Source organism: Paenibacillus chitinolyticus, assembly GCF_045038035.1.
GTDB lineage: Bacteria > Bacillota > Bacilli > Paenibacillales > NBRC-103111 > Paenibacillus_F > Paenibacillus_F chitinolyticus_A.
The window spans coordinates 5,252,274-5,265,171 of record NZ_CP173427.1 but is presented as its reverse complement, the minus strand read 5'-3'; the positions used below and the strand labels follow the sequence as shown (position 1 = coordinate 5,265,171).

Sequence of the window (12,898 nt, the reverse complement as noted above, 5' to 3'; positions counted from 1 at the left end):
GTGGCCAGCCCAAGCTCCATCCCCTAAGCGGCACAAACGCCCGCAAGGCAGCGTGATCAAGCTGCTTTGCGGGCGTTTGCTTTTTTACAGGCTGACGGCCTGTTTGCCGCTGTAGTCGGATATGACCTTCGGAACTTCCGTCAGGGAAGGCAGCGTGAAGAAGGCGCCTTTTGGTGTAGCGGTAATATCGACGATGTTGTACTTCCACTCCAGCTGAGCCGGAATGTGTATCGCATTGATTCCCGCCTCGATGGCCGGGAGGACGTCGGTCCGTACGGAGTTGCCGATCATCCAGGTGCGGGCGCGCTCAAACTGCTGGGTATGGATAAGAGTTTCCATAAATTCACGGGTTTTGTGCAGCGCGACGAAAATCCGTTCGCCGAAATAGCGGTGAAGCCCGGCTTCCTGGATTTTACGCATCTGGATCGTTGCGTCGCCGCCCGTGTACAGGTACAGCTCATGCCCCTGGTCCGTCAGGGACTGAAGAGTCGTGTCCATCATCGGATACGGTTCAATCGAATGTTCGTAGACGCTGTTACCGAGCTGATAAAGCCACTGTTCCTCGTCTTTCCGAGGAGTTCTTTCATAAAAATCGGAATAAAAATGATACGTTTCGATAAACGACTGCGGAAAACGCTCCGCTTTGAAGCCGTGGATTTCCACACCCGCCAAATCTATTTCAAGCTGTTTGTGTTTAATGTCTTCATCCGTAAGACGGTGACCCGCGAACCAGGTCAGCATCGTATCCACGAACTGCTGAATCACGACATTAAAATATTTGTTGCAGTGAATGAGGGTGTCATCCAGATCGAACAAAATGGTTTGTCTCATGTGCTTTCTCTCCTGGTCTCTGTAGATAGGTTTAACGATTATTATACCATGTCCGGTTTAGATAACCCAGCTTTACAAGACAACGTGATCGGCTTATGTTTATAGGATCCGAATAGTGGATTAAAAGTACGTAAAACCTAAAGATACGGCAATCCCGGCCGGCAAGGGCCGACCATGGAGTAGAGAAGGGGGAGAACCGGCCGATGCTGTGGCTTGTCATTGCGCTGCTGTTATTTATTTTCCAAATCGTCACGATCGTAGTGGTGGAATTCCGGAACCCGACCAAGACGGTCGCTTGGCTTATGATATTGTTTATCCTGCCGGTCATCGGATTTATTATGTACTATTTTCTGGCCAAAGAATACTCGCAAAGGCGCCACGTAAAGCGTAAAAACCGGCGGGTGCTCGGTGAAATGCAGCGGGAAATGCGCCGGGAGCTGGAGAACACGAAAAAAGGCCGGGATTATCCCGTCCCCAGCATTGTCAAAGAACCGCGTCTGTTCGGGCTGCTGAGCAACATTCCCAGCTCGCCGATTACCCGTAACAACGAGGTGGAAGTGCTGACCAACGCTGAGGCGGCTTACGAGTCTATGTTCGAAGCGATGGAGAATGCGAAGCACCATATTCATTTTGAGTTTTATATCGTTCGGCACGACGACACCGGTAAAAAGTTTCAGGAACTGCTTATCCGGAAAGCGCGCGAAGGCGTTAAAGTCCGCGTCATTTATGACGGAATCGGCAGTTACAAGCTTGCCTCTTCTTACATACGCGAATTGGTCGAAGCCGGAATAGATACCTACTGTTTTCTTCCGGCCTTTATCGCTTTTTTCGATAAGCGGATGAACTACCGCAATCACCGCAAAATCATTGTGGTAGACGGGACGGTCGGTTTCGTGGGCGGGATCAACATAGGAGACGAATACCTCGGGAAGCATCCGGTCCTCGGGTTTTGGAGGGATACCCACCTGAAGCTGGTAGGGGATTCCGTGTATTATTTGCAAAGTACGTTCCTGTCCGATTGGGAATTCGTATGCCGGCAGAAGCTGGTGGACACGAACTTTTTTCCCGAGCACGAGTGTGAGGGCCACAAACCCGTTCAAATCGTGGCGAGCGGCCCCGACGCCCATTGGGACTCGATTTTAGAATCCTATTTCGGGGGCATTACGACGGCAAAGAAGCGGATCTATATTACGACCCCGTACTTTATCCCCGACGCGAGTCTCATCATGGGGCTCAAAACGGCAGCCATAAGCGGCGTCGATGTGAAAATCATTTTTCCGCAAATTCCCGATTCCTGGATCGTTCATTACGCTTCGTTGTCCTATATTCATGAGCTCATGCAGACGGGGGTGAGGTTCTATCAGTACCAGCCCGGATTCGTGCATGCGAAGGTGACCATCATTGACGATTTGTTCGCTACCGTAGGGACGGCCAATATGGACATGCGCAGCTTCTACAGCAACTTCGAGCTGAACGCCATCCTGTACGACAAAGTATCGATCGAGCGGCTGGAGCATGATTTCCTGGAGGATCTGAAAAACAGCAAGCGGATCATCCTGTCGGAGTTCGAAAAACGCTCCCGCTTCCAGCGCGGCAAAGAAGTGCTGGGAAGGTTGCTGTCGCCTTTGTTTTAAGAGGCAAAGCAAATGTAACAAAGCCCTGTTTCCTTGAAAAAGCGAAGCGGGGCTTTTTGGTGCATAGATCCGGAAGCGTCACGATGTGAGCTTTGCGGACCGTTTGTAAAACAGAATCAGGAGGAGGTTGGGAGTCAGGCCGGCAAAAGCGATCAGATCCAAGAGAATCAGGGGAATGGGAATTGGAGTCATTTCCATGAGAACAAGAACCGCGGCCGCCGCAATATAAAGCAGAGTGGCAAAATAGGAATAGAAATAAGCTTTAGCCCGGATTGCCTTCATCCGTTCATCCGGTTTTTTAAGGAGCGGGGATAAATAAATGTCGCATGACATGTTCATTAGAATGCATACCACGAAGATTAGGGTGGGCCAAAAGGCAGGCTGACCGGCATCCGGCAGCGGAACCATTTTAAACAAAATGAACATCAGAAACAGCAAACCGAGCAGCATGAACGTCCTGCCTCTCAATACCTCTTTAAAGTTCAAGGCACTCATCGCCTCCCTATAAAATTTTATAAATCAATAAACCGCACTTTTACAATCCATAAATGTAATTTAATGGTTGTTGTTAGTTTACCTCATATATGCAGTCATTGGAAAAGAAATTTTAGAACTTTACAGAATTCATGCTAAAAAGACCTCCCACTGGAAAGTGAAAGATCTTACTGGGGCTAAGGGGCGGGCCATGCTACTCCAGATGAGACAAAACGGCATCGAGGTTCTGAGGAGGCACCTTCTCGATCAGATCGCCCATCTTTTTGATCCGTTCCACGATGACGTGAAGGGTAAAATCTCTCGGATCGCAGCGGCGCTCGACTTCCTCCCAAAGCAGCGGGGTGGAGACAGTTCCGTGGATTTTGGCCCTCGGCGTGTAGGGAGCGGAAAGCGTTTTGCCGTACCAGTGCTGCAGGTAGTCGAAGTAAATGAGATCGCCGCGGTTCTTTTTAAGGCGCTCAATCGTAAACAGCTTCGGATATTTTTTAACGACGAAGGAGCCGATAAAATAGCCGATTTTGCGAAGCTGCTCGAAAGTGTACCCGTGCTGGATGGGCACGTAAATTTGCACGCCGGTCGCTCCGGACGTTTTGGGCACGGACTGGATATGAAGGGAATCGAGCACCTCTCCGATCAGGTGAGCCGCTTCCATAATCCGCGGTTCGACTTCCAGGCTGGGGTCGATATCAATGAGCCACTCGGCCGGCAGTGTCTCCCCGATGCGGTGGAACGAGGGATGAAATTCCAGACAGGCCAAGTTGCCGAGCCAGATCAGCGTCGGAAGCGAATCCAGATTGACGTACCGGATGCCGTCCAGCGGAGCGAGATTCACGAAATTCGGAACGGGCTCCGGGGTATTTTTCTGGTAAAACGATTTGTCGTGAATGCCGTGAGGAAAACGGATCGTCGTCAAATGCCGGTCCCGGCAGTAGCGCAGCAAATAGGGGGACAGCTCAATCAGCTTTTGGAGGAAATCAAGCTTCGTAATTCCCGCCTCAGGCCAGAGAGGCTTCTCGGGGTTCGTGATGGTCAGTTCCTGCCCTTCGACCATGATTGTGCCTTGCGTTTTTTTGTACCCTGCGGGCATCCTGTGCACTCCTTCCGGACGTACAAGCATTTATACCCATTGTGGACGAAAAAGAGCCGGGCTATTCTTCGCGGCAGCGCCGTCTTTCCGGAGGAGGCCGAAGAACAAGGCCCTAAGCGGGATTCCGCGTGGAGCTTTTGGCAATAATGGAACATAAAAAGTACCGGAAGCGAGGCACCTTACATGAATCTACCACCGGTTGTTCCATTCGAGCCGGTTTCCACGGATCGGGCGCCTTCGGGCGAGGAATGGATTGCCCAGTTCAAATGGGACGGGGTCCGCGTGCTAACCTACTATGACGGAACGGGCGTGCAGCTGTTTAACCGGAAGCTCAACGAAAGAACGCTCCAGTACCCGGAGTATCAGGCCGTCACGGGTTATTGCCAAGCGAGGAATGTCATCCTGGACGGGGAAATCATCGCGCTGGAAAACGGGAAACCTTCCTTTCATCAAGTCATGAAAAGGGACGGCCTGCGAAGCGGCAAATCCCTGGCGGGCTCGGTACAGAAGGTACCGGTCGTGTACATGCTGTTTGACATTTTGTATTGTAACGACGAATGGGTCATCGACAAGCCGCTTTCGGAAAGGCAGGCGCTTCTTGAAGAACTGATCATCCCGGATGACCGGGTCCAAATCGTCCAAAGCTTCACGCAGACGGAAGAACTGTTCGGCATTGCCCGGGCGCACGGTCTGGAAGGAGTCGTGTACAAGGACTTGGGAAGCACTTACGCGCTCAAAGGCAAAGATCACCGCTGGCGCAAGCATAAAAACTATCTGGACGTGAACGCCGTTATCGGCGGAGTGACGTACCGGTCAGGGGTCGTGAATGCGATTCTGCTCGGTCTGTATAACGAAGAGGGGCGGCTTGTGTACATCGGACACGCGGGGACAGGCAAGCTGAGCCGCCAGGATTGGATCGACCTGACGGCTTTAACGAAGCCTCTTATCGTGCCGGACAGGCCGTTTATCAACGAACCGGAACGGAGCAGGGAGGCCGCCTGGCTGCAGCCGCGGCTTACCGTGAAGATCCGGTTCATGGAATGGACCCGGTATCTGACCCTGAGGCAGCCGAGTATCCAGGCTTTTCTATCCGTCGCTCCCGAGGAATGTACCTTTTTGCGCGAAAAGTGAAGACAGTCTGAAAACAGCCCGAAAAAAACGAGCCTCCGATGCCGGGGCTCGTTTCTGCTGTCGTTTTCTTGAAGAAGGCGTCCTCAGGATACCGTTTCCTTCGCCTTCTCTTTCGGCTTCCGCGGTTTGGCCGCGGCTTTGGGCTTCGCTTTGGCCTTGGCGTCCGACTTGTCCGCCGCCACGGGTTTGACCGCTTCGAGGCTCGCTTGCAGCGCGGACATCAGGTCGATCACGTTGGTGCGTTTCTGTTCCGGAGCGACCTGGACCTCTTCGCCGGCCACTTTCTGCTGGATCGCTTCCATCAGCGCGCTGCGGTATTCGTCCTGGTATTTCTCCGGCTCGAACGGAGTGGACAGCTGTTCGATCAGCATTTTGGCCATCGTAAGCTCTTTGTCATTCACGTTCGAGGCTTCCGGAAGATTGGGGACCTGACTGATCGCGCGAATCTCGTCCGGGTAGAAAATCGTTTCCAGAGCGATGCAGTTATCGATTACCCGGACGGCGGCCAGACTGCTTTTGGAACGGATGGAAATGGTGGCGATCCCGATTTTGCCGGTCTGCTTAATGGATTCCAGCAGCAAGTTATAGGCGTTGGCACCCGTATCTCCCGGGGAGAGGTAATACGTCTTCTGAAAATAAATCGGGTCGATGTCGGTCAAGTTGACAAAATCCAAGATTTTAATTTCTTTAGTCGCTTCACCGGATATTTTCTCCAGTTCTTCTTTCTCAAAAAGAACGAAGCGGCCAGGCTCGTATTCATAGCCCTTCGTGATTTCCGCCCACTCGACTTCCGTGTCGCAGGTGGTGCATTTTCTTACGTAAGAAAGCGGGGTGGTGCAGCGTTTATGAATGTAACGCATGGAGATGTCTTTCTCTTCCGTAGCCGAGAACATTTTGACGGGAACGTGCACCAGACCGAAGCTGATGGCGCCTTTCCAGACCGTATGCATGAAGGAAAACCTCCTGGGGAGCCCGCGTAACGGGTTTATTTTATTGAATCCGCATGGGACCGGCGGCTCTGTGACCAAACTTCTTTTTAGCATCAGTATGTCCAAAAAATTCGCCGGATATGAATGCTTTTGGCGGATTTGTGCCACGCTAACCGGAGCCAGGTTTACTCCGGGGAGTGGAGGTGAATGAAATGGGAGACGACAAGCGGCAAAAAGAAGTCAAAGACGGCACCCATCAAGGCCGGGACGACTATTACATGGACATCGACCGGATGATCAATGAAGGGCTCGGGGGCGGCCAGGTTACGGTTCATAACGGTCTGATTGAGGAGTCCACCACGGATACGATGGGATACCCCGAATCCGTAATAGAGGATGAGGACTTGTAAGGACGGCGCCTGCATGAAGGAAAGCACATGCAGGCGCTTTTTTTGTTGGGCCGGGGAAGGAGCCGGAAGAGCGCCCGCGCCTTGCCGCAGCACGCATATCCCGGTTGCTAGAGGGAGGATAGAGGGCTATAATAGGAGGCAAACCAAACCGGAGGAGCGGCATCTATGCAGCATGACGAATTCGGCCTGATCCGCCTGCTGACGGGGGACAGACAACAGGCGGACGGAATGCGTTCGCAAGGAGTGGTGGTCGGCATCGGTGACGATGCGGCCGTTACCGCTTTGTCTCCCGGCATGCAGCTTGTCGCCTCTTGCGACACGATGACCGAAGGGATTCATTTCCTGCCTGTAACGATGCGGGATGAGGACATCGGATTCAAGGCGATGGCTTCGAATATCAGCGACATGGCCGCGATGGGCGCGAAGGCGCGTTATGCGCTTGTCGCGCTGTCTTTGCCGAAGGATGCCGACACGGAACAGATCCGGCGCATTTACGCCGGATTGTATGAGTGCGCGGACTTGTTCGGAGTGGCCGTCATCGGCGGCGACACGACGTCCACGCGCGGCGGAATCGTGCTGACCGTCACGATTCTGGGCGAAGTCCCCGCAGGCCGGGCGCTGCTGCGCAGCGGCGCGAAGCCGGGCGACGCCGTCTTCGTGACGGGGCCGCTCGGCGGCTCGGCCGCGGGGCTGAGCTACCTCCTGCACCGCGGCACGGACGCGGATCATTGGGGCGAGCTGCCCGCGGAGGCCGCGGAGCTCGTCCGCGCCCACACCCGGCCTCTGCCGCAGGCTGCGGCCGGGGAGCTGCTACAGCGCACGGGCTTGTGCCGGGCGCTGAACGACATCAGCGACGGGCTCGCGAGCGAAGCCGGCGAAATCGCCGAGGCTTCGGGAGTCGGGCTCCTCATCGCGGAGGAAAAGCTGCCGCTGGCGGAAGGGCTTCGCGCCTGCGCGGAGAAGCTGGCCGCCGACCCGCTGGAGTGGGTGCTGTACGGCGGCGAGGACTACCAGCTTCTGGGCACGGCCGCAGAAGCGGATCTGGCAGCCCTGCGCGAGGCGTTCGCGGGCGAGGGGCTGCCCTTGCACGTCATCGGACGTGTGACGGCCGCGGATGAAGGGGTGCGGCTGCAGCGCCCGGACGGGACGGTGCAGCCGCTGCCGAAGCGGGGCTACAATCACTTTGCTGCGAAATGAGAGGAAGCGACGGAAATGGCTTACCAATATAAAGCCGCAGACGAACGGGACACGGAAGCTTTGGCAGCCCAGCTTGCCATGTTTGCCGGTCCCGGCGCCGTAATCGCGCTGGACGGCGATCTTGGCGCGGGCAAAACGCGTTTTTCGCAGGCGGTGGCTAAATTTATCGGGGTGCAGGGCGTTGTCAACTCCCCGACTTTTACGCTGATTAAAGAATACGAGGGACGAGAGTTCCCTCTCTATCATATGGACGTTTACCGGATTTCATTGGAAGAAGCCGAGGATTTGGGGCTGGACGAATATTTTTACGGGGAAGGTCTGACTTTGATTGAATGGGCGAGTCTGGTGGAGGAGCTTTTGCCGCCGAACCGGCTTGAAATTTATATCGAGCACAGCGGGGGAGACGAGCGGGTGTTCCGCTTGAATCCGTCCGGACAGCCTTACGAGAGCTGGTGCGCAAATTTGAAAGAGAACGGATGGTTGGTATGAGCAGCGGGAACGGAAATAATACGCAGGAGCGGGAAAAGGTGAAGGACTCTCCGCTTGCCGGGGATAGTGAAGGTCGTGAAAGCAGCCGGTCCGGATTCGACGGAAACGGGTATGTGCTTGCACTGGATACGTCCACGGCTTCGCTGGCCGTTGCCCTGCTTCAGGACGGCCGCGTAGTCGCCGAAAAGCACACGATCGTGGAGCGCAATCATTCCATTCACCTCATGCCTCATTTGCAGGAGCTGCTTGCTTCCCGCGGCATCCGGCCGAACGACCTTAGCGCCGTCGTGGCGGGCCAGGGGCCGGGTTCCTATACCGGCGTACGGATTGCGGTTACCGCAGCGAAAACGTTCGCCTGGTCGCTCGGCATTCCGGCTGCGGCCGTCTCCAGTCTGGAGGCGCTGGCGCTGGGTGCGCGGACGGCTTTGCTCGCAGAACCGGCGGATGCCGGTTCGGACGGTGCCGTGCGCTGGTTCGTGCCCCTGATGAATGCCCGGCGGGGACAGGCATTTACCGCGCTTTATGCATCGGCCGGGAATGAACCGGCCGTTGAGCTTTTGGGCGCTGAAGACATCAGCGGTGCGGCGTCGCCGGATAACACCGGCAGATGGACCCGCCTTCAGCCGGACGGCATCCGCCTCGTGGCGGATTTTACGCGGCACGTTGGAGACGCTGCGGCGGGAACCGAAGCCGCCGGGACGACGGGGGTGCAGTCCGTAGGCAACGCCGGAACTTTTGCCGTGCCTTCCGGATTTGCAAAACCCCAGGAAATCGTTTTCGTCGGCGAGACTTCTTTTTTTGAAGAAACGATCGGGCAGGCCTCGGCTGAACTGAACATCCCTGTGCGTGTTCTTCCGTACGATTTGACGGCGGCCGAAGTGGGTCTGCTTGGCTTGTCCCGCTTAAAACGCGGGGAAACGATAGACAAGTATACGTTCGTTCCGAACTATACGCAGCTTACGGAAGCTGAAGTGAATCTGATGGCTAAGGCCAAATCCTGACGGAAAGGGGAGGGGCTCTTTGGACGAACGAAGATGGGAGCAGCCTGTTTCAACCCCGATTTTCCGTGTAATGAGGCTGGACGACATCCCCCACATTTGCGAAATCGAGCAGGAAGCCTTTACGACACCCTGGTCGGCGGGAGCTTTTCACAACGAGCTGACGAGCAATCATTTTGCCCATTATACGGTCATGATGGTAGACGGGGTCATTGCGGGGTACGGGGGCATGTGGCTCATTATGGATGAGGCCCATGTAACCAACATCGCGATATCCGGCCGGTTCCGCGGCCGCAAGCTGGGCGTTTCGCTCGTCCACCAGCTGCAATCCAAGGCAAGATCGCTGGGGGCGGTCCGCATGACCCTGGAGGTCCGCGCGTCGAATTACGTGGCTCAGCGCCTCTACGACAAAATGGGCTTCCGGTACGTCGGCGTCCGCAAAGGCTATTACACCGACAATAACGAAGACGCGATCATTATGTGGGCGGATTTGCCCGACACGAATCAACCCGCCTAAAGCGGCGGCAGCGTCCTGTTCGCATTCGATAAAAGGGAATGAAAAAAAAGTCATGAACACTACAAAGCCTGTGTACATTCTGGCCATTGAAACAAGCTGCGACGAGACGTCCGCAGCCGTGATAGAGAACGGGACCGTTATCCGGTCCAACGTGGTTTCAAGCCAGATCGAAACCCACCGGCGCTTCGGCGGCGTTGTGCCCGAAATCGCATCCCGCCAGCATGTCGAGAGCATTACTTGGATTTTGCAGGAAGCGCTCGATCAGGCGGGCCTTGCGATGAAAGACATGTCCGCTATTGCGGTCACCCAAGGGCCCGGTCTGGTCGGCTCGCTGCTTGTCGGCGTAGTGGCGGCCAAAGCGCTGGCTTTCTCGCTCGGCCTGCCTCTGATCGGCGTGCATCATATTGCCGGGCATATTTATGCGAATCAGCTTGTCCACAAGCTGGAATATCCGCTGATTTCGCTTGTCGTCTCCGGCGGGCACACCGAACTTGTGTATATGGAGAGCGAAGGAAGCTTCAAGATCATCGGACAGACGCGTGACGACGCGGCCGGGGAGGCGTACGACAAAGTGGCGCGCGCCTTGAAACTGCCTTACCCGGGAGGTCCTCATATTGACCGCCTCGCCCAGGAAGCGGACGGGGAAATTCCGATGCCCCGTGCCTGGCTGGACGACTCCTACGATTTCAGCTTCAGCGGTTTGAAATCTGCGGTGCTTAACGTCCTTAACCAGTCGCGTATGCGCGGAGAGGAGCCGGTGGCGGCCCATGTCGCCAAAGGCTTCCAGTCCTCCGTGGTGGACGTGCTGGTGGAGAAAGCCGCACGGGCCGTCCGGGAATACGGCGCCAAGCAGCTTCTGCTCGCGGGAGGAGTGGCGGCTAACCGCGGACTGCGCGAAGAGCTGACGAAGCGCTGCGCGGAGCTTGGCGTGCCTCTGCTGCTGCCGCCGATGGATCTCTGCTCCGACAATGCCGCCATGATCGGCGCCGCGGCTTTCCTGAAATGGAACCGCGGGGATATCACGGGGCCGGAGTTTAAGGCGGAGCCGGTGCTGAGCCTGGAGAAGTGGGGATACTGATTGCCGAAAGTAATAAAAGATTGAAAAACCAGTCTTAAAAACGATACACGTTTTTAAGACTGGTTTTTTTTGTGAAAAAATGCAGCTATACTATTTCATAAAAGGTAGAGGAAGGGGAAATGTTGTTTGAATTTAAACGGCAGATATGATTATGCTTTTTATCCGGTTGAACCGCGCGAAGACGTGCTTCGCATTGTTTACAATTGCCAGTGCAATAATGGTAGGTTGTACAGCTGAAAGACCGGATGACGGCCAACCTCCACATTCACCAAAAGCTATTTCGACACCCTCAAGTAAAGAAAAAACAGCTCAGGATGACTATATCAACCTAACAAACACGGAATACGTAAACGGTGTGGATTCGAAAGACGGGATGGTCATGAAAATTTACTCGTATGGGATTGCGGATAAGAAGTTGACTAACGCCGGCAATCTTCCTTATACGTCCCAATCACCCCTCTCTTTTCTTTCTTTAACCGATGGCTCGATCTACTACCCGGCTTCTTCAAATACGCAAAAAGGTGATCAATTAACGGTTTATCGTTTATCAACCGCTGCGACCGAACAACTATCTTCCAATTTGTTTGCCATCAATTTTATTTTGCCGACTCCCGACAATCGATCTTTGGTACTTCTGGCTGTAAAGAACGGGGAACGAATGCTAAAAACCATGTTTTACGATAAAGAGAGTAAAAAATTGACCGTTCTGGACGATGACGATCAAAATACCCAGAACTCGAGAATCTCTGTTAATCCGGAGACCAACAAGACCTACGTAGTCCGATTCTCGGACGAAGAGGACCGAAACAATCTTTTGTCTGCAAATCAGTCCCAAACCCCCATGACTGCATCCAAGCGAACCATCTTCGAGATCGATAACGTAACAAAGGAAACGAAGAAAGTCATTGAACTGGAAAAAGAGGATGTACTCACTCTATCTGCGCGGGGAGATAAACTTTTTTTGGCTACTTCTCCTTATTTTAATAAAGAACCGTTGGATTACAGTATGCTCGATTTAAAATCGGGAAAAAGAGAAAAGCTGGATTTGCAGGTAAAAGCGCGAAGCGGTGCTTTTCTCAGCCAAGAGGCGAAAGGAATTTATCTGCTCGGTTCCAGTAGTACGGACGAATCGAAATCGGCCAGAGGGATTTATTATTATGATTTTGGAAGCAAGAAAATGGACGAAATTTTCATTCAAAAGGCAGGGTTTATCAATCAATTTATGCTATTTTCCAAGTAACCCGAGGGTAGACACTCGGGAATGACGTGAAGATGCCGAACAAACAAAGACAACTTCCGGGAAGCTTTAAGCTACCGGGGCTGTCTTTGTTTGTTTTTTACGCAGGAGAGAAAACTACGGCAACGGGCGGGTTCCCTTAATGAATTTTTTCCGCTTTCGCTTAAAATTTTGAACATTTTGACATTTTGTATTGACTTTGCGTTTTTGCGCATATTATAATCACAACAAGTTCAAAACGTACACGCAACGAACGGGAAAAGTAAGGTCATTCATGTCGCACAGAGAGCTGCGGGTTGGTGCAACGCAGCCGAATGAACCCTGAACTCGCCCGGGAGCGGTAAAACTGAACAACGCCGGCAAGCCGTCCTGAACCCGTGAGACAGATGTCCCATGGTCGGGTCAGAAGTCTTCGAAGCACCCGGCGAAGTAAGTTTTAACGGCTGGCCCCCGTGATCGGGCAGCGATTGGAACGTCCCGGTATCCGGATACCGGCCGACCTGTTTCCGAAAGCATCGAGTGGATTCGCCTTACGGCGGGTCAATGAGAGTGGTAACGCGGAAGGCTAACGGCCTGTCGTCTCTTAAGTTAGAGACGGCAGGTCTTTTTTGCATCCTCTTCAGCAGAAGGAAATGAACAGACAGCATCGATAAACAAACAACAGTGAGATAGATGGGCATAGGCTAAGCAAGGCGGAACGGTGGTGACCACCGGTCGATCATACAAGCGAAACAAGAACGGGGCGGGCACAGCCTGCGATCACCGCAAATATAACCGAGCGGACATTCAGGCAGGAGCGGTTGTCCGGGAAACATCGAACAACATGCATATCCAAAAAGGCAATGAACAAGAGTAGTACGATCCG

The 12,898-nt window shown here is 53.9% G+C and carries 13 protein-coding genes and 2 other annotated features (1 of these 15 running past the window's edge); of the genes, 9 read left to right on the top strand and 4 right to left on the bottom strand.

What is annotated here, in order from left to right; genetic code table 11:
- Positions 1–84 precede the first annotated feature (84 nt).
- Positions 85–831: an HAD family hydrolase gene (locus ACI48J_RS23790; protein WP_326053285.1), complete on the bottom strand. Its 747-nt coding sequence runs from the start codon at positions 829–831 to the stop codon at positions 85–87.
- Between the two features lie 203 nt (positions 832–1,034).
- Here ACI48J_RS23790 and cls point away from each other — a divergent pair, with 203 nt between their 5' ends.
- Positions 1,035–2,465, top strand: a complete 1,431-nt coding sequence (gene cls, locus ACI48J_RS23785; protein WP_405080518.1) for a cardiolipin synthase — start codon at positions 1,035–1,037, stop codon at positions 2,463–2,465.
- 78 nt (positions 2,466–2,543) lie between these two features.
- Here the strand turns inward: cls and ACI48J_RS23780 are convergent, their stop codons facing one another.
- Entirely contained in the window at positions 2,544–2,960 is a 417-nt protein-coding gene (locus ACI48J_RS23780) for a hypothetical protein (protein WP_405080517.1), read from the bottom strand.
- Between the two features lie 193 nt (positions 2,961–3,153).
- Entirely contained in the window at positions 3,154–4,047 is an 894-nt protein-coding gene (gene ligD, locus ACI48J_RS23775; protein ID WP_405080516.1) for a non-homologous end-joining DNA ligase, read from the bottom strand.
- A 183-nt stretch (positions 4,048–4,230) separates the two neighbouring features.
- Here ligD and ACI48J_RS23770 point away from each other — a divergent pair, with 183 nt between their 5' ends.
- Complete coding sequence (locus tag ACI48J_RS23770; RefSeq protein ID WP_405080514.1) at positions 4,231–5,178, top strand: DNA ligase; 948 nt, start codon at positions 4,231–4,233, stop codon at positions 5,176–5,178.
- Between the two features lie 83 nt (positions 5,179–5,261).
- Here ACI48J_RS23770 and ACI48J_RS23765 read toward each other — a convergent pair whose 3' ends face one another.
- Positions 5,262–6,128 (bottom strand): Ku protein, encoded by an 867-nt coding sequence (locus tag ACI48J_RS23765; RefSeq protein ID WP_405080512.1) that lies wholly within the window; start codon positions 6,126–6,128, stop codon positions 5,262–5,264.
- 191 nt (positions 6,129–6,319) lie between these two features.
- Between ACI48J_RS23765 and ACI48J_RS23760 the strand changes: the two genes are divergently transcribed.
- From ACI48J_RS23760 to ACI48J_RS23730, 7 genes are all read left to right on the top strand, one after another.
- Positions 6,320–6,517, top strand: coding sequence for a hypothetical protein (locus ACI48J_RS23760; protein WP_326053277.1), 198 nt, complete (start codon positions 6,320–6,322; stop codon positions 6,515–6,517).
- A 165-nt stretch (positions 6,518–6,682) separates the two neighbouring features.
- Positions 6,683–7,714 carry a thiamine-phosphate kinase gene (gene thiL / locus ACI48J_RS23755; RefSeq protein WP_405080510.1) on the top strand — a complete coding sequence of 344 codons (1,032 nt, stop codon included), beginning with the start codon at positions 6,683–6,685 and terminating at the stop codon, positions 7,712–7,714.
- A 15-nt stretch (positions 7,715–7,729) separates the two neighbouring features.
- A complete protein-coding gene (tsaE, locus tag ACI48J_RS23750; RefSeq protein ID WP_405080508.1) occupies positions 7,730–8,203 on the top strand; it encodes a tRNA (adenosine(37)-N6)-threonylcarbamoyltransferase complex ATPase subunit type 1 TsaE in 474 nt (157 codons plus the stop codon).
- On the top strand, positions 8,200–9,204 hold the full coding sequence (tsaB, locus tag ACI48J_RS23745) for a tRNA (adenosine(37)-N6)-threonylcarbamoyltransferase complex dimerization subunit type 1 TsaB (RefSeq protein ID WP_405080506.1): 1,005 nt from the start codon (positions 8,200–8,202) through the stop codon (positions 9,202–9,204). The genes tsaE and tsaB overlap by 4 nt, the downstream gene beginning before the upstream one ends.
- Before the next feature lie 70 nt (positions 9,205–9,274).
- The gene (gene rimI, locus ACI48J_RS23740; protein WP_231392150.1) at positions 9,275–9,718 is read left to right on the top strand and encodes a ribosomal protein S18-alanine N-acetyltransferase; all 444 of its coding nucleotides are present in this window, start codon (positions 9,275–9,277) and stop codon (positions 9,716–9,718) included.
- 52 nt (positions 9,719–9,770) lie between these two features.
- Positions 9,771–10,796, top strand: a complete 1,026-nt coding sequence (gene tsaD / locus ACI48J_RS23735) for a tRNA (adenosine(37)-N6)-threonylcarbamoyltransferase complex transferase subunit TsaD (protein ID WP_009675233.1) — start codon at positions 9,771–9,773, stop codon at positions 10,794–10,796.
- Between the two features lie 193 nt (positions 10,797–10,989).
- Positions 10,990–12,036, top strand: coding sequence for a hypothetical protein (locus tag ACI48J_RS23730; protein ID WP_405080504.1), 1,047 nt, complete (start codon positions 10,990–10,992; stop codon positions 12,034–12,036).
- Positions 12,037–12,273: 237 nt separating this feature from the next.
- Positions 12,274–12,620: a binding site (T-box leader), on the top strand.
- Between the two features lie 246 nt (positions 12,621–12,866).
- Positions 12,867–12,898, top strand: a binding site (T-box leader) (it continues 255 nt past the right edge of the window).